Source organism: Altericista sp. CCNU0014 (genome assembly GCF_044923475.1).
Classification (GTDB): Bacteria; Cyanobacteriota; Cyanobacteriia; order Thermosynechococcales; family Thermosynechococcaceae; genus JAAURS01.
In genome coordinates, this window is record NZ_CP137338.1 from 5,691,656 (window position 1) to 5,710,371 (window position 18,716).

Here is an 18,716-nt window from a genome sequence, read left to right on the forward strand (position 1 = left end):
GCTAGCCCATGACGATCGCTGCTGAACTGATTTTGTTGAGCCTTAAACTCATGGTTGGTCATCCACAGATCGATATCATCGACAATCACTGGACGTTAAGGTTATTTCATGGGGAAGATGTGGCTTAATGTTCAGCGTCTGTGGAAGCGTTGGAATCGATTCTTATCGCCGCTTCTATTAGCTGCTGTTCTTGCGTTTTTGGGCCATACACTCTACGTCCATTGGCATGAAGTCAGCCACGTACAGGTTACAGCAGCAGGCTGGGCTTGTTTGACGATCGCCACCGGAATCACCCTCTTTGCCCATATCTGGACAGGGTGGGTGTGGGGCTGGATTTTACAGGATTTAGGGCAGCCCACTGGCCGAATCTGGGCATCGCAAACCTACCTCAAAACCAACATTGCCAAGTATTTACCAGGGAATGTCCTGCATCTGTACGGAAGGGCGATCGCAGCTAAAGATCGAGGCGCACCCCTCTCCATCGCATCCTTAAGCGTTTTACTCGATACCCTGCTCATGGCGACAGCGGGTGTTGTTATCGGGCTGTTTTGCATTCCCCGTCCTTGGAAAGGATGGGCGATTGTGGCAGTGGGCGGCATTTTGCTCGTGCTGCACCCCAAAATTTTAGGGCCGCTGTTGGATCGGCTCAGCCACATCAGAAGCAAACCCTCTGACGAGGGTGAAGCACCCGTCCCGTCCCAGCGATGGCTCAAGCGCTACCCTCTCGGCCCCCTGTTGGGAGAAATGCTGTTTGTCACCCTACGGGGCTTGGGCTTTGTGCTGACGGTGGTTGCCCTGACGCCCATCTCACCGCAAACGGTACCCTTGCTGATCAGCATTTTTAGCGTGGGCTGGGTACTGGGGTTTATCACCCCCGGCGCGCCGGGAGGGTTGGGCGTCTTTGAGCTGACGGTCAGTACGTTGCTCACCCAGCAAGATCTATTCCTCGGCGGTTCGGAGTTGACCATGGGCGTGGCGCTGAGTGCCGTGGCGCTGAATCGATTGGTAGGCACCTTGGCGGAGGCAATAGGAGCTCTACTCGCGACCTTGGACGAGCGCTGGCCGCTCTGGTGGCACTAGGGTTGCGGCGATCGCCTTTGTTGACCGATAAACTGCCATATCGGGAGTCAGTTGCGCCAGCAGTTTTTGGATGATGGTACTGGGACCCCAGACATCCCAAGTTGCGCCATCGAGCAAATAGCGCTGGGCCGATTTCCCCACCAGAGAGGCACCGTAAACGGCGATCGCCCCTTGAAGCAGTGCCGCCACGAGCGGAGCGCTATCCGCACCGTGGAACGCCCCGCCCAATCCGCTGGTGCCCAATTCCGCTAACCCCAAACAGCCCGCGCTCGACAGGAGCGTTTTCCAGAGGGTGCCGATCTTGTGTCCCGTAATGGGCAGGCTTTGGCGTTGCAAGCGCTGTCGCACTTGGGCGATATCCATCAGAAAGCCCAAGATGAGATCTAGTCCGCCCCAAGGATTGATTCCCACCAAAACCGCTTTGAACCCCCACAGCCGCCACTGCTCGGACTGGACGGATGGGGCGTAAAACTGAGCGATCGCCTCCACTATCTGACGTTCGACGGTCTGGACTTGCAGCAAAACGTTGAGGGCGAGGAGGTACAGTCCTTCTCGATCGAGCAAATCGGCTAGGGCATCCCGAAGGCTCTGGACCTGAGGTGGCGGACTTTCCCAGGTCGTATCCGTGCGGCCATCGGGCCATTCGTGGCGCACTTGGACGGCGGCGGGCGCGGCGGAGGTCAGTACGATGTCTCGGTGCGATAAAATGGCGCGTAGCGTCTCGTCGGCAAATGATTGGTAGAGGGTTTCAGCGTTTAAGTCCGGGTACAAATCGGCTTTATTGACGACCCAGATTAGGGGCTTGGCGAACTGGGCCAGTTCGGCTAAAGCCTCTTGCTCGATCGGCATGGGCGGCCCTGCGGTGACGAATAAAATCAAGTCCGCACAGCGCGCGATGTCTCGGGCCATTGCCGCCCGCGCTTCGCCTGAAATTTCGTCTAAGCCGGGGGTATCGATCAGCTCGAGCTGGATTTCTGGTGCTTGCGCGAGAGACCAGCGCGCAGAGCGGGGCCACTGGGTGACGCCGTTGAGCGGCCCAGTGGGAAAGAGCGGTTCTCCGAACAGGGCGTTGAGGACGGCGGATTTGCCTCGGCTGACAAGGCCAAAGACGGCAATTTGAAGCAGGGGCTGGCACAGTTTGTGCTGAAGCGCGCTCAGCGTTTCTAGGTGAGGCTGGAGCTGCGCTTTTAGCTCGACGGGCATCTGCTGGTAGCGGTCTAGACGGGTTTTGAGACAGGCGATCGCCCAGTCCCGTCCCTGTTGCTGTTGTGTTGTATCTTTTGCTGTTGTCGCGTCGATCATGTCTCAGTGCTTTTGGCCTTGTTCACAAGGGCTTGAAAGGCTTCTAGAGGTTTGAGGCGTTCTAAATCGGGATCGTCTTCAGCTTCCGCTACGAGCGATCGCCCTCCACAGTTCAGCGATTTTGTTAAAGACTGAATGGCTAAATCTGACTTGCTTAGTAAGGCATAACAGCAGGCTTTATTGTAGTGGACCAACGCTTCAGAGTATTGGAGCTGAAGGCACTGGTCGTAAGCAGCGATCGCCTGTTCGTATTCTTTCTGATAGAAGTAGATCTGGCCACTTTGAAACCATAAAGTTGCTTCTTTAGGAAAAAGCTGCTGAGCTTTTTCTGAAATTTTGAGGGCTTCTTCGCTGCAATTAAGCTGTTCTAAATGCGTCACAATTTTCTGCCAGATATCACTATTTTTCCGGCTATAGCGCACTGCTTCTCGATAACTTTTTAGCGCTTCATCAAATTGTTCGAGCTTTTCTAGCGCTATGCCACGACCAACCAAACTTTCGACATCATTGGGCTGATACTTTAAAACTCGTTCAAAGTCAGACAGTGATGCCGCGTAATCTTGCTGTTGATACAATAGCCAAGCGCGATAGCGCCAGTTATCTAAGTCAGAAGGATTGTAGTTTATGCTTTCACTAAAGGCTTCAACCGCTTCTCCAAAGCGCGCCAAGTCCATTAAAACTCCCGCTTTGTTTGCCCAAATCAGGCTATTCTCTTGTATTTCTAGCGCTCGATTGTAATCAATTAGCGCCCGATCGTACTGTTGAAGCTGATGCAAACAGATTGCACGGCTATGCCATAGGTCTGGATCTTTGGGCCGAATCTTGAGTGCTTCGTCAAAGGCGGCGATCGCCTCCTCATAACGTTCTAGTTGCTGAAGCATATCCCCTTTATGTTGCCAAATCTCAGGGGTTGCCTTTCCTGCCTCAATCAGGCGATCGTAGGCCGCAAGATTTATTTCTACGTTGGCAGTTTCGCTCGGCTGATTAAACGTGCCGCCCCAAACCTTCCGAAAAATCAGCGCTCCCAAGAGCAGCACCACAAAAATTCCCTTACTGGCATCGGAAAAAATAGCAGATCCTTGCTCGACCAAATTGAGCGGAATGCCCAGCCCATTGCGGCTGATATCGCGCACGAGGAACCAAAACCCTTCATTTGCCGCAGGGACAGTCCACAAAATTGCAAAGAGCGCCAAATAGCCATAGCGACCCCAGCGCCGGGCCATCGCCTGAAGATTGCGGGGCAACCAAGGCTCTAAAATCCCAAATCCGTCAAAGGAAGGAACGGGACATAGGTTAAAGCACAGCGCTGCCACTTGGTAAAACGCCAACAGCGCCAGCGCCTGCCAAAACCAATGATCTCGATCCACCCAATCGAACTGCAAAGGAATGGCAAGGGCGATCGCCATAATCCCCGTCATCAAAGGCCCTGCTGCTGACACAGCGCTATTCCAACCCCTGCCGCGCAGTAAAGTGTGGTTGATATAGACTGCCGCACCTGGCAGCGCAATGCCGCCTAGCATTAAAAACACCACGGGCAACGCCAAGCTATAGCCAATATCGGTATACTTCAGCGGGTTGAGGGTAAGATAACCCTTATCTTTAACGGTGACGTCGCCACCCCAGTAGGCCACAATGGCATGTCCGAACTCGTGCAGGCAGACCGATGCAATCCAGCCCCCGAGAACGGCGATCGCTAAAAAATATCCGTCCATCGGTCCGGGAATGTCCGCCTGGGACTGCGCAATGGCATCGCCCAGATGAATGGTACGCGGATCCGCCTGCACCCCAAGCGCGAATAGGTGATGGATGCTTAGGATGAATCCAAGCGTTCCCATAGATGGAAAATTCCTTAATATTGCCTAGAAATATTGTCTGGAAATATTGCCTCGGACCTAAAAGACGTTCGGGTCTTTTCTCTAGTCTGCCCTACGATCGACAGCCCCTGCTTCGCACTGAAGGGAGCATCCTGAATTCAATTGAAACCGTCAAGATTGCAAGGGTATTTTTTAGAGCATTGCCTGGGCGATCGCCTCTGCCATTGCAGTAGTGCTTGCAGGTTCGTCGATGGGGCCTAAATCCTCCGTCACGCTTTTCTTGGCGGCAATGACCCGTAGGACGGCGGCTCGTAGCTGGCGGGCCGCCTCCATTTCTCCTAAATGCTCTAGCATCATGACCCCGGATAAAATCATGGCCGTGGGGTTTGCTTTATTCTGCCCTGCAATGTCAGGAGCCGATCCGTGAATGGCTTCAAAGACGGCATACTCTTGGCCGATATTGGCACCGGGAGCAACCCCCAAGCCACCAATCATTCCGGCGCAGAGGTCAGACAAAATATCGCCGTATAAATTGGGCATGACCAGGACATCGTACAGCTCCGGTTTTTGGACCAACTGCATGCACATGTTGTCTACAATGCGGTCTTCAAACTCGATTTGCGGGTACTCCTTCGCAACTTCGCGGGCAATCTCTAAAAACAGTCCGTCCGTGAATTTCATAATGTTGGCTTTATGAATCGCCGTAATTTTTTTGCGACCCAAGGCAATCGCGCGCTTGAAGGCAAACTCCACGATCTTGCGGCTGCCCAAGACAGAGATCGGCTTCACCCCAATTGCCGAATCTTCGCGGATCGCTTTGCCCGACAGGCGACTCAGGAACTCGCGGGCTTCTGCGGCCTCATGGGTGGTGCGTTCGAACTCGATGCCTGCGTACAGGTCTTCGGTATTCTCGCGAACGATGATGAGATCGATGTCGTGGAAATAGCTCCGAACGCCTGGGATAGACTCGATCGGCCTGAGGCTGGCATAGAGGTCAAAGGTTTTTCGAAGTTCCACGTTGACGGACCGAAACCCGTTGCCAATCGGGGTTGCGATCGGTCCCTTAAGGGCAATTTTGGTCTTGCGGATAGAGTCTCGGACGGCTTCTGGAAGAGGCGTGCCGTCTTGCTCGATGCGATCGCCCCCAGCATCTACAACATGCCAGTCAATCGAGACACCGGTGGCATCGATTACAAAGCGGGTCGCTTCCGTAACCTCTGGCCCTATACCGTCGCCACGAATCAGCGTGACTGGATAACCCATGCGGTTCTCCTTTTTGGTCGCTATTCAATCTTATTAGGAGCAATATAGCGGATGCGAAGGGTTTTATGGCGATCGCCGCAAGTTTGCGGCGCGCCCATCTTGCGCGATGATAGAAAAATTCCGATCTTGATGAAACGGCAATGACTAGCATTCAAGCGCAGCTCGCCCGAGATTTAGCCGATGTGAGCTGGAAGGATATTGTGCCTCACTGTCAGCGAGATGCAGTGATTGTGGTACATGAGGGGCTGAGTATTTTAGAGGTAGGAGTGGCGATCGCCCAAGATAATGTGGCGCAAGTGCAGATCTGGATCGAGGAGCAGCTTTTGCAGAAACCCACCGCTCAGCAGCTCGGTCTCTGGAATCAGTCTCCCGACCTCCTCTTTAGCGCGCTTATCGTCCAACCCTACGTCCTCATCAGCGCGGCGGTGTCAGGTTGAGGGTCTTCTGGAGTCGCTCGAAATCTTTCAAGCCTTCAGAATCTGCTCGACCGTCAAATTCAACGCTGGAAACGTCGGCGATAGGATTCGATCCGTCCCCTGAAAGCGAGCGTATTGATATGCCCCCTCCGCATTTGGCGCGTAAACAAACACTGAAGGTTCCTTAGGGTTGCCCAGATATTCGCGACTGCCGATCGCCAAGTAGTCTACAATCCAATACTCGGCAATTCCGAAGCGCTGGTACTCGTCCAATTTATCGATATAGTCATCTTCCCAATTCGTCGAAACCACTTCAACTGCTAGCTGTATGGGGTCCAGCAGTGCGGAATAAGCGGTAGGAGAAGCATCCCAGACGGTGCGGTCGACAACGCTCACATCGGGATTGCGCCCTTGCTGGCGGCCATCTCGACTGAGCGTGGCAACTGTGACTCTGCCAGAAACCCAGTAGTTTAGGCTAGATCGTTTAGATTCATCTTTAAAGGTGTCAGAGAGAAACTCCGCAACCGTGTCGTGTTTTCGAGTGGCTAGTACCCTCACAATCTCTCCATCCACAAACTCGTAGCGTCCCTCTGACGGACACTGCTCCAGAAACTCCTCAAATGTTAGTTTTTGCTGGGGTTGAGCTGCGATTATCATTGTTCACCTCGACCGACAACACAGGATGGAGCATAAGGGCGCATTGCCATCCTAACCTCTTCTAAAGCGGCTCCCCAAACGCTTTAATCGCTTTGGTAAATCTCATTCTCAGTACTCAGCGATAATTTTCGGCTTGTGACTCAAATAGTTTTGCATAGCTGCCGTTGAGCTGAACCAGCTCCTCGTGGGTTCCGGCTTCGGCAATGCGGCCATGGGCCATGAGATAAATCCGATCGGCCATTTTGACTGTGGAGAGGCGATGGCTGATCAATACCGCCATTCGATCCCGCATCAGCTCTCGGAATCGCTGGAACACTTCGTATTCGGCCATGGGATCCATGGCGCTGGTGGGTTCGTCCAGTACGATCAGTTGGGAGTTGCGGAGAAACGCACGGGCCAAAGCAACTTTTTGCCATTGGCCGATACTCAGTTCTTCGCCGTGCTCGAACAGCTTGCCCAAAATCGTGTCGTAGCCCTGGGGCAGTTGCTCGATGACGCTATGGGCACCGGAGCGGCGTGCTGCTGCCTCAACGTCGCGGTCCGTCGAGGATTGAATGTTGCCAAGCCAGATATTCTCCTTTGCTGAAAAATGATATTTGGCATAGTCCTGAAAAAGGACGCTGATTTCCTGCCGCAGGTCGGCGATCGCAAAGTCGCGGATATCCACGCCGTCAATGGTAATGCGTCCTGCGGTCGGTTCGTAGAGGCGGCACAAAAGCTTGACTAGCGTCGTTTTGCCGGAGCCGTTTTCCCCCACCAAGGCGATCGTCTCTCCCGGTCGAATGGCGAGGGATACGCTGTCTAAGGCCTGTCGCGTTGAATCCGCATAACGAAAGCTGACTTGCTCTAGTGCAATCCCCAATTGAATGGGACGGGGAAACGGTTTGGGATGGGGGCGATCGACGATTTTAGGCGTTAGGTTGAGAAATTCGTAAAGGTTATTTAAAAAGAGATTGTCTTCATACAGCCCCGATAGACCGTTAAGGACGCCTTGCAGGGCCGTTTCTCCGCGCTGGAGCGCCTGTTGGTATAAGACCAAATCTCCAATTTTGAGACGCCCGTGAATGGTTTCGTAAGCAATAAAGCAAAAAATGCCGACGGTCAAAATCTCGGCAAAGCTTTCCGCCCAGAGGCTGGCGATCGCCTTTCTGAGGGTAATGTGTAGCGTTTCTCGATAAACCTGAGCGCGAATATTGCGAAACCGCTCTTTAAAGAGCTGTCCTAAATTAAACAGTCGCACTTCCTTGGCATATTGGTCGTGGACTAACATCGTGCCCAAATACATGGCCTGACGATTGAGGGCCGTCCGCTTCCGTTGCCATTGGTAAAGCACCTTAGAGAACCGCAGCCGCACCCATAGCGCGGGCATGGCCGCCACCAGCAAGACCCCGGCCAATCCCCAATAGAGAGATAGCAGGAGCCCCAAAATGCCCACCAGCGAAATTCCGCTTTGCAAGATTTGGGTCACGCGGTTCAAAATCTGATTGGGTCGAAACGGAGCCTCCTGCTGCGCCCGCTGAAGCGTGTCGTAGTACTGAGCGTTCTCGTAATATTCCAAGTCAGCCGCAACAGACTTGGAATGGAGCAACTCCTGCATGTAGTCCGTCACGCGTTGGGCTTGGGCGGCGCTCACCACCTCTGAGAGCGTCGTACATACACTGGTCAACAGCATCGCGCCCCCCAGCAGCAGCAGCAAAAATAACGCGCGATCGAAAGCCGCAGAGCGATCGACAACCGCGATGCTGAGAGCGATTTGATCGATAACGAGCTTCAGCAAAAACAGCGACACTAGGGGCATCACCCCCTGCACGACGAGGGTAATCGCGCGTACCGCCGTCCACCGGGGAGAACTTTGCCAAACGAGTTTGAGGGCAGGCAGCAGGTGGAGCGCTTGAGTCAGTTGAGTTTTAATTCGGCTTCCTGGCCGCATAGGACGCCTTCACAAACGTTGTATAGGGCAAAGCGGATGGAAACGACTGGGAAATCCTAACGGGCAAGATCTGTTTCAATTTGCCTGACAATTTCCGATAGCTCATCTAAACCGGGCTTGCGGTGCAGAATGCTAATGGGTCTAGACTTAACCATATCGGTACATTGCTGAAAGTGACGTTTTTTGGAGCCGGGATCGGTCAGCGCGTTCAGCGCGCGCGATCGATCGACCAAGTTCAGTAATGCCTCTGTAGCAGGGCAGTCTGATACCTCGTGGCGATCGCTAATCGTCAGGACGTAAATCTTTCGCAGCGGATAAGCCGCGAGTAAATGGCTGTTCTCAAAAGACTGGATTCGCTTCGCAGTGGTTCGGTTCAGCAAGGGGAGCGTCTCTGCATCGTGCCCTAGGGCCGCTACCGCATCGGGCAACAGCTTGACAAAGGGATAACTCGGAATCACCATCGGAACGCCGTCTTGAAACTGGACGGCCAGTACATCGTCCGTGATAACTGAATATCCCTGCTTCATAAACGCCGACGCAGTGGTAGACTTGCCCGCCCCCGAAGTGCCGAGAAAGGCGATCGCCTCGCTTTGCATCACAACCGCACTGGCGTGGAGCACCAAAAAACCACGTTGTTGCAGGATTACAGACATTGCCGAACCCAAAATGCAAGGTCTTAAAGTGCGCTCGTCGACGTCAGGCAAGGGTTCTACGATGACCTCATTGCCATTGCAAATTAAAAACTTGCCAACCTTGGGTAAGAACCCCGAGAAAACCTGACTGCTTGCCTGCAATCGGTTATTGTCTGCAATACCTAGACGGACGACAACATCAGGATGCCGAGCCTCAAGTCCGATTTCCGGAGTATCTAAAATCCAAAAATCAGAAACGACCCATAAACCGTAAATCTGGGCGACGTACATTACACGCTGAAAGAAGGATCCCAAAATAAAAGATACTCTCGAGCTAGAGTATCTTCGTGTCAAAAACAAAAATTTAGCTTTATGTCAAAAATAGCTAGTTTTACAGAATTTAAAAAATACCCCCCTCATCGAGCAAAGACTATAAATGGAGTCTCGACCATGGAATCGCTAAAGCGAAAAATGAAGAGGATTCAGACGTACGGGCAAGCTAGGACGCGATGACTGCTTGCCATTCGCCGCTGAAAGCAAACTGTAAAATCCGGGAGTCGGTTGAATGCTGCCTGATTGGGTCCTGGAGAGACCCGCAGGTTTTGGCGAAAGCCAAACCTTAGAAGACCCAGACCTCCCGATCGCGACTAGCAGCTTCCGTTATTCAGGAATCCGCAGGATCCGTCTGCTTCAACTGAATTGCCGTTTAAGCTGAAGCTGTCGTCAGTAGGCGATTTGCCAATGTATTGCGTTAAAGTGTCAACGCTTCCGTAACAGAGCACTTTGGGTGCAGTGTACTTAGATTTCATTTGTAAAACTCCAGGGTTGTTTATCTAGCAAACTAGAGCCAATATAATTCAGTTCGATCGAGCGTGTCAAAGGATTTAAAGAGATATCGGTTGTAATTGCCCGAGAATGCATTTTGCGTCGCAAAAATTCATCGAGCCCAACGAACGATCGAATTTTGCAACCGAGTCCAAAAATGGGCGTGGGGCAATAATTTACCGAGCGTGGAATTGGCGCAGCCACAGCGCTAGGGTGATCGCAAACCATAGCCCTTCGATATCCTGGCTTTCTCCGCGAACGATGCGGCGATAGCTTTCTTTACAATGGGGCACATCAATATAGCGGGCGAGTTCGGGAAAGTCTCGCTCGACGACTTCGTCCAATAGGGGGCGATCGTATTTATTAAGACCGTAAAAAAAGACGGCTGTAGCACTGCCTTTGCTGCTGCGCCACTGAATTTCTGGGGGCAGGATGCCTTCCATTCCTCGACGCAGGATGGCTCTCGACCATCCTTGACTGAGCTTTTGCCGAGCGGGCAGTGCCAGACAGTACTCGATCAGCCGCTTATCCATAAAGGGATGGCGGGTTTCTACGCCGCAAACGGCAGACATGCGATCGCAGATTTCAACGGGCAGCACCATCAGACCCGACGAGAGGGTGCGCCACTGAGACTCCCGCTCGGTCTGGGGTGCAGTGGAGGGAATCTGCAGGTCCAGCAGCCTTTTAGCGTAGTGAATCTCCTCCAAAAACGTTGGATTGGCAAAGGGATGGGGATTGGGAGGCGAGGGCTGTCGTTTTTGGTCGCGCCATCGACGCCATTGGCGGATGCCGTCCATTTCTTTAAACCCCCATTCATACCAGAGCCGGGGTTGGCTGGCCTTGAGGGCCGGACTCAAGCACCTCACGGCTCGGGCAAAGGCCAACCATTGCCGAGTGCGAGCTAACTTCCTTAACGTCGGTAAGCTGTGGCGGCCAATGAGGCTACTGGCGGAAGCGCCTTCCCCTTTGGATTGGCGGACAAATTGAGTGGCTTCACGAACGAGTGCGGGCCACTGTTGGCGATGGGCTAGCTCCGTCAAATATAAAAACCCGTGGCCGACCGTTGTATCTCCATCAAATCCGCTCATCAAAACCCGCACGCCATGCTCTCGAGCGGAACGGTTTACAATCCAGTTAAAATAAGCATTCCCAATCAAAGAATCATCTGTCGCGCGGAACAGCGTCTGCCATTCGGTCAGCGCGCCTAGCCCGTCGCCTTTGATGTCGTGATGGATGAAATCGCCTTGATTTAGGACAATTTGAATGAAATCGCTTTCGTCGCTGTCCGGTACGTCCGGGTAAGTATGAGAAAACGTATGGATGGGCGATCGATGCGTCGCCTCTCGGTTTAGGTGGCGGGCCATGCAGGCCACTGAAGAGGAATCGAGTCCTCCGCTCAGGTGAGCGCCGACCGGATAGGCACTGCTCATGCGGCAGCGGACGGCTTCTGCAAAATGATGTCGATACTCTTCGGCGTAGGCTTCATCTGACGGATGATAAATTTCCTCGGGCTGCTCTAGCGCCCAGTATCGAAATTGACGAAGTTCTCGATCCATCTGAAGGGTAAGGGAGTGGGCTGGAGGGAGCCGCCAAATGTCTTTGTAGAGGGTGATTGCGGGGTCGTCCAAGGTGCCGGTCAGGCAATCTGCAACTCTGATCTCGTTCAGTTCGCTGGAGATATCTTCTAGGGCAATGAGGGCTTTAATTTCTGAAGCAAAGGCGAACAGGCGATGGGAGTTATAGAAATAAAACGGTTTGATGCCAAAGTGATCGCGCGCGCAAAAAAGCGTCTGGGCTGGGTCGTCCCAGATCGCAAAAGCAAAGTCGCCCAATAGGTATTCCGGGCAGGATTTTCCCCAGCGGTGGTAGGCTGCCACGACCAACTGACTGTCCGTTACTTTTTGGGGCGGAAGGTGGCCCAGATCCAGCCGCTCGATCAGAATGGCGCGATTATCGAGGCGGAGATCTGCGGTAACGGCGATTTGCCCGGCACTGTCAAAGCTGGGTAGTTCCTCAAGCAGGGACTGCGGCGTGGTCCGCAGCATTCTGTGCCCTAACCCCACCGCGCCGGACTGCCACGTTCTACGGCCATCTGGACCGCGATGGGCGATCGCTTCAGACATCGCCTCGAGCTGTTTGCCTTCAACGGGTCGCCCATCGCGATTGAGAATTCCCAGAATGCCGCTCATTGCAGAATTAGTAAGTGGGCAAAGGGGGCATGGGTGTATACCGATCTAAGTTACTCAGTTGTCCGATGATGACCTGACCTTGCATTTCGATCCATGCGTGGGCCTCGAGGCGATCGGCACTGTTTTTAATGACGCCAATTTTAAAGTCTGAAGGACAATTCCATCGATCCAGCAGCACCTTAACGGTCAAAGCCCGAGTCAGGCATTTTGCGCCACCCGGAGTAAACTTGCAGCTCGTATTGACCGCCCAAATCGCTTTCTGAGCGGCTCGACCGTACATTTTGGGATCGATCGCGGTTGAGTTGGACCTTTGCCGAAGTTTCCCGAGGCGCAACAGCAGCTTCCACAATTTCTCAAAGGGCAGCAGCCACAACCCCAAGCGAATGCAGGTCAACAACGCGTAAACCTTGAGCAAAACGCGGATGCTTTGAAGGGTCAGCCAAATCGATCTAAGAAATTGCTTCATCTCGAATCTCGACTAGCTGCGCTTCCAGTAAATCGCTCAGTAGGGCGCGGACATCATTCTCGCAGTCTTGAGCCTCGACTTCATACTCTTGTTGGATCGTGTCGTAAATCTCTCCTACCGACTTCGGCTCTTGAATGAGTTCCCAAACGAAGCTCCCTACTTCGTTCAGCCCGTAGTAGGTGCCACTCTTCAAGTTGAGAATGACGGATTCTCCTGCCAAGTCTGATGAAACCTGATCTGGAGCCGCAACAACAATTGAGTTTTGCGAAATTAAAAAACCAGGACTAGGTTTATTCATGCTGATGTTCGGACTTCAAAAAGGCTCTATCAATCTAGCCTATGTCTTTGCGGGCGGCTATACGAACTAAAATACCGCAAGCTTGTCCCCAGGGGGGCGATTTTTAGATGAATTAGTGGGTTTTGTGCAGCAAAGCCCGTTTGGGTCCGTGGATGGGATCTTCCACAATAATGGTTTGGTCGCGATCTGCACCTAAGGACACGATGGCAATGGGGACGGCCATGATTTCAGCTAAAAACTCTAGGTAGTCTAGGGCAGCCTGGGGCAAGTCGTCTAAGGTGCGACAGTGTTCCGTAGACTGTTTCCATCCCGGCAGGGTCTTATAAATGGGTTTACAGCGGGCAAACAGCCGCGCGTTGCTGGGAAAGTCTTGGCAAGGTTGTCCGTCGATTTCGTAGGCAACGCAAACCTTGATCTCTTCAAGTTCGTCTAAGACGTCGAGCTTGGTGATGGCCAAACAGTCCATGCCGTTAATGCGGACGGCGTAGCGGCCAATGACGGCATCGAACCAGCCGCAGCGTCGCTGCCGACCCGTGGTGGTGCCGAATTCAGCCCCGCGATCGCACAATTCGGCTCCCGTTTCATCGTTTAATTCAGTCGGGAACGGGCCTTCGCCCACGCGCGTGGTGTAGGCTTTGGCAACCCCAATCACCCGATCGATCGCAGTAGGGCCAACGCCTGTGCCCACGCAGGCTCCCCCCGCAACGGGGTTAGAAGACGTAACGTAGGGATAAGTGCCGTGGTCGAGGTCGAGGAGCGTGCCTTGAGCGCCCTCAAATAAAATATTGCGGCGGCGCAGGATAGCGTTGTAAATGGTGAGAGAGCAGTCTACAACGTAGGGCTTTAGGCGCTCGGCATACCCAGAATACTCTGCCAGAACGGACTCTAAGTCCAAAGGTGGGAGATCGTAAAGTTTTTCGAGCAGGACGTTTTTGTGGGCGATCGTCCACTCTAGCTGGGCGCGCAACCCCTCTGGATCGATGAGATCCAGCATGCGGATACCCGTGCGCTCCGACTTGTCGGCATAGGTCGGTCCGATGCCTCGACCCGTGGTGCCAATTTTGCGATCGCCCCGCTGAAGTTCGGCGGATCGGTCGATCAGCCGATGGTAGGGCATGGTGACGTGGGCAGCACTGGAGATAAATAAATTTTGGGTGGAGACGCCTAGGTCTTTGAGAGTGTCCAGCTCTTCCAGCAGCACCTGTGGATCGATGACGGTGCCGGAGCCGATAATGCACTCCGTGTTGGGATAAAGAATCCCAGAGGGAATCAAATGGAGCTTAAACGTTCGATCGTCGACGACAACGGTGTGCCCCGCATTCACCCCGCCTTGGTATCGAACGACGATATCGGCAGAGCGACTCAGCAAGTCTGTAATCTTGCCCTTCCCTTCGTCGCCCCACTGTGCTCCGATTACAACTACGTTTGCCAAAGGTCTTATGTTAAAACGCTACATTTCACAAACCTCAATTATCCCCACGTTTTCAGACTTCTGTCAACGACTGGTTTTTGGGCGTTACATTTTGATGCGCTCGGAGGCTTTGGGGGCTTGCGTTCGACTCGGTTAGAGGCAATTTCTCCGCAACCCGATCTTTTCCGACTGGGGGCTCAATTTTGCCGACGCTGCCCGACTGACAGGCGATCTGCTGCGAGCTAAGTTGATGGCAATGGAATTCAACCGCGATCGCGGCTTTAATCATGGGTGTCTTGGCCGTTTTCTTAGAGCTTCTCAAAGATCGAAAGACCTTTTTAGACGAAATTCACGGGGAGGTGCAGCTCAAAACCAAAATGTCGGCGCTATTGCTGTGCAGTTTTGCGTGCTTTTCGTTGTATGGGGCCATTATTGGTTCGTTCAGTAGCCCGCAGCAGGCGATCGCTTCGGCCATTAAGCTCCCAGCGCTGTATCTGTTGACTCTCGTGGTGTGTTTGCCAGCGCTGTACATTTTTAACGTGCTGTTTGGGTCGACCAAGTCGATCGCCCAGCATTTTACCTACGTGCTGAGTACGGCATCGGTGATTGCGCTGTTGCTGTGCGGCTTTGCTCCGGTGACGCTCTTTTTTCTGATTACCATTACGCCCAGTCAAGATTATTCTTTCTTTTTGCTGCTGAACGTCGCCATCTTTACCCTAACGGGGATTTTTGGGGTCTCGTTTCTGTACCAAGCCATGCGCCCCGATGATTCGGAAGTGGATAAAAATGTAAAGCTGCGCGCTAAAATCCTGCGGCTTTGGCTGATGCTGTACGGATTTGTGGGCAGTCAACTGGGTTGGACGCTGCGCCCGTTCTTTGGGTCTCCGGCGGGTTCTTTCGAGGTCTTTCGGCCTCGGTCTGGGAATTTCCTCAGCGGCGTTTGGAATGCGATCGCAAACCTGTTGATGGGTGCGGGGTAAGGCGATGGGTGCAGATTGGCAGAACCTGCGGCTCTCAGCCCGCGAGATCGAACAGTGGAGCGGCCTGGAGGTGAGCGATCGCTGGATTGGCGGCCTCCTGCTGGGCGTCTATCGGTTTTCCAAACTTCAGCGTCCGCTGGATTGGATGGGTTGGTTGCTGTTTGAGCTGGTAACGGTGGCCCTGCTCTTCGTCTTCACGCTGCCGATCGGATTGGGGGTGCTGCGGATCGTCCCGTCCACCCGCGCGATGCTGGCGAGCATGGGGGTTGCAACAATGGGTGGAATGGTTGCCCTGTACGGCCATCGGGCGCGCAAGGGGCGATCTCTCCAAACGCTCTTGCACCTGCTGGATGAGATCGATCGCTACCACAGGGTGCTGGAGGCGATCGCTGTGGTCGATCGGCTCGCAGTGGCCCAAGGCAAAGCGCTACCCATAGAGCACCAAGAAACCCTACAGTTGACGCGGGACTGTCTGGTGACAGGTTTAAAGACAGAACGGATTTTGCGGGAACAAAATAATTTGATGGGCCAAGATGGGGTGGCTCACTTAGAGCAAAGTTTAGTTTTGCTAAAAACGCTGGATCTCCAGACTCAGGCGGATGAGTATGCAGGAATTTTGCAACAGTCTTTAGCCATCGCCGAACGGGTTCAGCAAGAGCTATACGGAACGGGAAAGGGGCATCAATCCCCCACCGATTAAGGGATATGAATAACTGTATGTCAACGCTTTACGCTACTGAACGAGAATGGTTGCCAGCGCCATAATAGGTCTGTGGGGCTGTGAGTTGAGCGAGTAACGAGAATGGGTGGAAATAAAAGGGTTGGGTTTGTCCGAGCGGCAGCGACGGTCGCCGCTGTCGTTGGGTTGCTGGGGATGAGAGCGGCGATCGCCGCCACAAAATTTGAACTCAAGCCAGATGTGCCAGAAACTGCCGCCCAAACCTTGGTGTCTGGCCTCATCAAGGTGGTGGTTGTGCCCCAAAAAAGTAGCGAGAAAGATTCGCCAGAATATACCGTGAACTATCAGGTGTTTTACAACAATGTGCTGAAGCTAAAGCGGAGCGTCACAACCTGGATAATGGGCACCGTAGAACTGAAGGATTTAGACCGAAATGCTGCACCAGAGGTGGTTGTCTCAACCTATACGGGTGGAGCACACTGCTGTACGGAATACACCATTCATGGATGGCAAAAGAGTAAATTTACAACGGCTGAAACGGGGCCTCTAGATAGCGGTGGTGGACAGTTCCAAGACCTAGACGGTAACGGGACGCTGGAGTTTTTAAGTGTTGACAACGCATTTTTATACGCCTTTGACTCTTATGCTGGCTCATTTCCGCCTACGCGCATTTATGAGTACAAAGCTGGAAAACTTGTCAACACAACGCGGCAGTACCCTAAAGTGCTCCGTGCCCGCGCATGGGAGATGTATAAAACGCTCCAACAGAACCCTAAAGAGGCTGCTTCGTTTAACGGTGTTTTAGCTGGATACGTGGCGCAAAAAGTCTTACTGGGCGAGTACAAGCAAGGGTGGGATTTAATGCTCGCTCGGTACGATCGCAAGTCTGACTGGGGACTTGAAATTTATAAGGGCGGGCAGGTTATCGGCAAACATCCCGATTTCCCAACGGCACTGAAAGCATTTTTGATCGGTACGGGGTACTTGGACAAAACCGGAAAGCCGATCGCAGTGGATCGATAACTTGGGTTACAGCCTCACCTGCAAAGCGATCGCAGTGTCCCCTAGCTCCCTAGGGATCGCCCCAGTTCCTTTAAAACGCTCAAAATCCTGTATAAATCGTTGCCACGGTTCAATAACGAAAATGTAACTGAAAACTCATAGACTGGCCGATCTCGCCCTTGAAGCTTAATGAGCAAAAATTCTCCACCATTAGTAATCAGCGCGAACCCAGGTTGCTCCGGTTGGGGGCGAGCCAATAAGTAGGCTAGGGCTTGGGGGATAGCCGCTTGAACGGAAAAACGAGTTCGTTTGGATTCCACCACTAAAATCCAAAGCTGCCCCTGCAAAATTAAGGTGTCAATTCGCCCCGTCACCAGCGTGCCGCTTTCATCTGTTGCTGAAATCTCAACGGAAACTTCTGAATCAATCGTGAAGGGAAGGCGGTAAAATCCTGCGATATCGAGAAGAGGAGCAACCACAACCATCTTGACGGTCTCTTCATTCATCGATTGAGCCTCAAGCTGGCTCAGATAATTTTTTTGGACGCGGTCGAGCGCCTGTTTCTCGACCGCAGTTAATGCTGAGTCAGAAATATCCCATTCGGGGAAGAATGCTGTATCTGTTGCGCGCGCCAAGCCAAAACGATCGCGTAAATCGCCTAACGTTGCTTCATTTGCGGCAAGCGTTTGAGTCATAAAAAGCGTCTAACCCGGACCGAATGTCGATGTAGCTATATTCTTACAATTCTTACAGATAAGCGCGAGAACGATCCTATGCTTGCCCGATCCGCTTAGTGGTGCAGAAAACTCCTGAAACCCTGTAAACTCGTTATTCTCAACAAGGCCATTTATTGAGAATATACAAAAAATTAACGGAAATAGGTAGCTTGAGCCTATGGTAAATCCGCTCTAAATAGGCCTAAAAAGTTTTCTGCACCACTAAGGCCCGATCCGTTGCATAATTCAGGCTTGAATCATTTCTTTGACCTGCTGCTGTCATGCCTGGGCTACCCTTCGATATTTTGGTCGTGACCGATCGAGTCGTCTGCGAGCGAGCGGGCAAAACAGTCATCGCGGCGATCGCCCAGCTTCTCCACAGCCCTTGCAGCCACCGAGTAGCGATTCTAGTGCGCGATAAAGAAGCGCCCCAGGCTCGAGTTGGCGAAACGATCCAAACGCTTCAGCCCATGGCCCAAGCTGCGGGGGCCATGCTGCTCGCGCACACCCATGTAGAGCTAGCTTTAGCCTTCGGATTGGATGGGGTGCACGTGGCCTCTACCGCAGCGCTCGGGCCAGTGCGATCGCAGCTCCTCCCCGGTATGCTCCTAGGCGCTTCGCGTCACGGGCAAGATCCTTTAAACGAAGCCGATCTCGGCCTTGCAGACTACGCCACCATCAGCCCCATCTATCGGCCCACTTCAAAGCCCGACGACACCCGCGAACCGCTGGGCCTGTCCGGTCTGAAAACCTGCACGCAAAGAAGCGCGCGTCCATTGGTGGCCTTAGGCGGGATCCGGCCCGGACGAGTGGCACCAGCCGTTAAGTGTGGTGCAGCGGCGATCGCCATTAGCGGTGCAATTTTACAGGCCGACGATCCTGCGGATTTGCTCCAGCAGCTATGGATCGAGCTGTCTGAGGCGCGCCAGGAGCTCTTCGATCCTGTCGAATAGGGTTGTAATTCTTGACTTTCCATAGACTTTATTCTCAAATGTGCAGGCAAAAGTGCATTACGATCTATAGTGCTGCCGCTTTTTTGAAATGGTCAACTCAGCC

At 53.1% G+C, this 18,716-nt stretch carries 19 protein-coding genes; 6 read left to right on the forward strand and 13 right to left on the reverse strand.

The window, feature by feature from the left end:
* The first annotated feature begins 117 nt into the window (after nucleotides 1–117).
* Complete coding sequence (locus tag R6H26_RS27040) at nucleotides 118–1,080, forward strand: UPF0104 family protein (protein ID WP_404787068.1); 963 nt, start codon at nucleotides 118–120, stop codon at nucleotides 1,078–1,080.
* On the opposite strand, the gene R6H26_RS27045 is transcribed toward R6H26_RS27040, so the two are convergent.
* The 3 genes from R6H26_RS27045 to R6H26_RS27055 all read right to left on the reverse strand — a co-directional run bounded on the left by R6H26_RS27045 (nucleotide 1,036) and on the right by R6H26_RS27055 (nucleotide 5,459).
* Nucleotides 1,036–2,382, reverse strand: coding sequence for a DUF697 domain-containing protein (locus tag R6H26_RS27045; RefSeq protein WP_404787070.1), 1,347 nt, complete (start codon nucleotides 2,380–2,382; stop codon nucleotides 1,036–1,038). The genes R6H26_RS27040 and R6H26_RS27045 overlap by 45 nt on opposite strands.
* Nucleotides 2,379–4,217, reverse strand: coding sequence for a tetratricopeptide repeat protein (locus R6H26_RS27050; RefSeq protein WP_404787072.1), 1,839 nt, complete (start codon nucleotides 4,215–4,217; stop codon nucleotides 2,379–2,381). Before R6H26_RS27050 ends, R6H26_RS27045 begins: the two co-directional genes overlap by 4 nt.
* Nucleotides 4,218–4,388: 171 nt before the next feature.
* Nucleotides 4,389–5,459, reverse strand: a complete 1,071-nt coding sequence (locus tag R6H26_RS27055; protein ID WP_404787074.1) for an isocitrate/isopropylmalate dehydrogenase family protein — start codon at nucleotides 5,457–5,459, stop codon at nucleotides 4,389–4,391.
* A gap of 140 nt (nucleotides 5,460–5,599) precedes the next feature.
* On the opposite strand from R6H26_RS27055, the gene R6H26_RS27060 reads away from it, so the two are divergent.
* Entirely contained in the window at nucleotides 5,600–5,896 is a 297-nt protein-coding gene (locus R6H26_RS27060) for a DUF2288 domain-containing protein (protein WP_404787076.1), read from the forward strand.
* Nucleotides 5,897–5,923: 27 nt separating this feature from the next.
* Here R6H26_RS27060 and R6H26_RS27065 read toward each other — a convergent pair whose 3' ends face one another.
* The 9 genes from R6H26_RS27065 to R6H26_RS27105 all read right to left on the reverse strand — a co-directional run bounded on the left by R6H26_RS27065 (nucleotide 5,924) and on the right by R6H26_RS27105 (nucleotide 14,572).
* On the reverse strand, nucleotides 5,924–6,532 hold the full coding sequence (locus tag R6H26_RS27065) for a Uma2 family endonuclease (RefSeq protein ID WP_404787078.1): 609 nt from the start codon (nucleotides 6,530–6,532) through the stop codon (nucleotides 5,924–5,926).
* Between the two features lie 115 nt (nucleotides 6,533–6,647).
* A complete protein-coding gene (locus R6H26_RS27070) occupies nucleotides 6,648–8,462 on the reverse strand; it encodes an ABC transporter ATP-binding protein (RefSeq protein WP_404787079.1) in 1,815 nt (604 codons plus the stop codon).
* Nucleotides 8,463–8,518: 56 nt separating this feature from the next.
* On the reverse strand, nucleotides 8,519–9,385 hold the full coding sequence (locus R6H26_RS27075; RefSeq protein ID WP_404787080.1) for a hypothetical protein: 867 nt from the start codon (nucleotides 9,383–9,385) through the stop codon (nucleotides 8,519–8,521).
* A gap of 356 nt (nucleotides 9,386–9,741) precedes the next feature.
* Entirely contained in the window at nucleotides 9,742–9,903 is a 162-nt protein-coding gene (locus R6H26_RS27080; RefSeq protein WP_404787082.1) for a lasso peptide, read from the reverse strand.
* A 192-nt stretch (nucleotides 9,904–10,095) separates the two neighbouring features.
* On the reverse strand, nucleotides 10,096–12,108 hold the full coding sequence (locus R6H26_RS27085; protein ID WP_404787083.1) for a lasso peptide isopeptide bond-forming cyclase: 2,013 nt from the start codon (nucleotides 12,106–12,108) through the stop codon (nucleotides 10,096–10,098).
* Nucleotides 12,109–12,115: 7 nt separating this feature from the next.
* Nucleotides 12,116–12,574, reverse strand: coding sequence for a lasso peptide biosynthesis B2 protein (locus R6H26_RS27090; RefSeq protein WP_404787085.1), 459 nt, complete (start codon nucleotides 12,572–12,574; stop codon nucleotides 12,116–12,118).
* Nucleotides 12,558–12,872 (reverse strand): lasso peptide biosynthesis PqqD family chaperone, encoded by a 315-nt coding sequence (locus R6H26_RS27095; protein ID WP_404787087.1) that lies wholly within the window; start codon nucleotides 12,870–12,872, stop codon nucleotides 12,558–12,560. The genes R6H26_RS27090 and R6H26_RS27095 overlap by 17 nt, the downstream gene beginning before the upstream one ends.
* 112 nt (nucleotides 12,873–12,984) lie before the next feature.
* On the reverse strand, nucleotides 12,985–14,304 hold the full coding sequence (locus tag R6H26_RS27100) for an adenylosuccinate synthase (protein WP_404787089.1): 1,320 nt from the start codon (nucleotides 14,302–14,304) through the stop codon (nucleotides 12,985–12,987).
* Between the two features lie 52 nt (nucleotides 14,305–14,356).
* Nucleotides 14,357–14,572, reverse strand: a complete 216-nt coding sequence (locus R6H26_RS27105; protein ID WP_404787090.1) for a hypothetical protein — start codon at nucleotides 14,570–14,572, stop codon at nucleotides 14,357–14,359.
* On the opposite strand from R6H26_RS27105, the gene R6H26_RS27110 reads away from it, so the two are divergent.
* The 3 genes from R6H26_RS27110 to R6H26_RS27120 all read left to right on the forward strand — a co-directional run bounded on the left by R6H26_RS27110 (nucleotide 14,571) and on the right by R6H26_RS27120 (nucleotide 16,965).
* Nucleotides 14,571–15,263 (forward strand): actin-binding WH2 domain-containing protein, encoded by a 693-nt coding sequence (locus R6H26_RS27110; RefSeq protein ID WP_404787092.1) that lies wholly within the window; start codon nucleotides 14,571–14,573, stop codon nucleotides 15,261–15,263. The two genes, R6H26_RS27105 and R6H26_RS27110, sit on opposite strands and share 2 nt — an antisense overlap.
* Nucleotides 15,264–15,267: 4 nt before the next feature.
* Entirely contained in the window at nucleotides 15,268–15,963 is a 696-nt protein-coding gene (locus tag R6H26_RS27115; protein ID WP_404787094.1) for a hypothetical protein, read from the forward strand.
* A gap of 102 nt (nucleotides 15,964–16,065) precedes the next feature.
* Nucleotides 16,066–16,965, forward strand: a complete 900-nt coding sequence (locus tag R6H26_RS27120) for a hypothetical protein (RefSeq protein WP_404787096.1) — start codon at nucleotides 16,066–16,068, stop codon at nucleotides 16,963–16,965.
* A 41-nt stretch (nucleotides 16,966–17,006) separates the two neighbouring features.
* Here the strand turns inward: R6H26_RS27120 and R6H26_RS27125 are convergent, their stop codons facing one another.
* Nucleotides 17,007–17,639, reverse strand: coding sequence for a restriction endonuclease subunit R (locus R6H26_RS27125; RefSeq protein ID WP_404787098.1), 633 nt, complete (start codon nucleotides 17,637–17,639; stop codon nucleotides 17,007–17,009).
* A gap of 302 nt (nucleotides 17,640–17,941) precedes the next feature.
* On the opposite strand from R6H26_RS27125, the gene R6H26_RS27130 reads away from it, so the two are divergent.
* A complete protein-coding gene (locus tag R6H26_RS27130) occupies nucleotides 17,942–18,613 on the forward strand; it encodes a thiamine phosphate synthase (RefSeq protein WP_404787100.1) in 672 nt (223 codons plus the stop codon).
* Nucleotides 18,614–18,716 lie beyond the last annotated feature (103 nt).

Coding starts and splice junctions, on each gene's coding strand:
- R6H26_RS27040 (WP_404787068.1), top strand. CDS start 118: ATGTGGCTTAATGTTCAGCGTCTGTGGAAGCGTTGGAATCGATTCTTA.
- R6H26_RS27045 (WP_404787070.1), bottom strand. CDS start 2,382: ATGATCGACGCGACAACAGCAAAAGATACAACACAACAGCAACAGGGA.
- R6H26_RS27050 (WP_404787072.1), bottom strand. CDS start 4,217: ATGGGAACGCTTGGATTCATCCTAAGCATCCATCACCTATTCGCGCTT.
- R6H26_RS27055 (WP_404787074.1), bottom strand. CDS start 5,459: ATGGGTTATCCAGTCACGCTGATTCGTGGCGACGGTATAGGGCCAGAG.
- R6H26_RS27060 (WP_404787076.1), top strand. CDS start 5,600: ATGACTAGCATTCAAGCGCAGCTCGCCCGAGATTTAGCCGATGTGAGC.
- R6H26_RS27065 (WP_404787078.1), bottom strand. CDS start 6,532: ATGATAATCGCAGCTCAACCCCAGCAAAAACTAACATTTGAGGAGTTT.
- R6H26_RS27070 (WP_404787079.1), bottom strand. CDS start 8,462: ATGCGGCCAGGAAGCCGAATTAAAACTCAACTGACTCAAGCGCTCCAC.
- R6H26_RS27075 (WP_404787080.1), bottom strand. CDS start 9,385: ATGTACGTCGCCCAGATTTACGGTTTATGGGTCGTTTCTGATTTTTGG.
- R6H26_RS27080 (WP_404787082.1), bottom strand. CDS start 9,903: ATGAAATCTAAGTACACTGCACCCAAAGTGCTCTGTTACGGAAGCGTT.
- R6H26_RS27085 (WP_404787083.1), bottom strand. CDS start 12,108: ATGAGCGGCATTCTGGGAATTCTCAATCGCGATGGGCGACCCGTTGAA.
- R6H26_RS27090 (WP_404787085.1), bottom strand. CDS start 12,574: ATGAAGCAATTTCTTAGATCGATTTGGCTGACCCTTCAAAGCATCCGC.
- R6H26_RS27095 (WP_404787087.1), bottom strand. CDS start 12,872: ATGAATAAACCTAGTCCTGGTTTTTTAATTTCGCAAAACTCAATTGTT.
- R6H26_RS27110 (WP_404787092.1), top strand. CDS start 14,571: ATGGGTGTCTTGGCCGTTTTCTTAGAGCTTCTCAAAGATCGAAAGACC.
- R6H26_RS27105 (WP_404787090.1), bottom strand. CDS start 14,572: ATGATTAAAGCCGCGATCGCGGTTGAATTCCATTGCCATCAACTTAGC.
- R6H26_RS27115 (WP_404787094.1), top strand. CDS start 15,268: ATGGGTGCAGATTGGCAGAACCTGCGGCTCTCAGCCCGCGAGATCGAA.
- R6H26_RS27120 (WP_404787096.1), top strand. CDS start 16,066: ATGGGTGGAAATAAAAGGGTTGGGTTTGTCCGAGCGGCAGCGACGGTC.
- R6H26_RS27125 (WP_404787098.1), bottom strand. CDS start 17,639: ATGACTCAAACGCTTGCCGCAAATGAAGCAACGTTAGGCGATTTACGC.
- R6H26_RS27130 (WP_404787100.1), top strand. CDS start 17,942: ATGCCTGGGCTACCCTTCGATATTTTGGTCGTGACCGATCGAGTCGTC.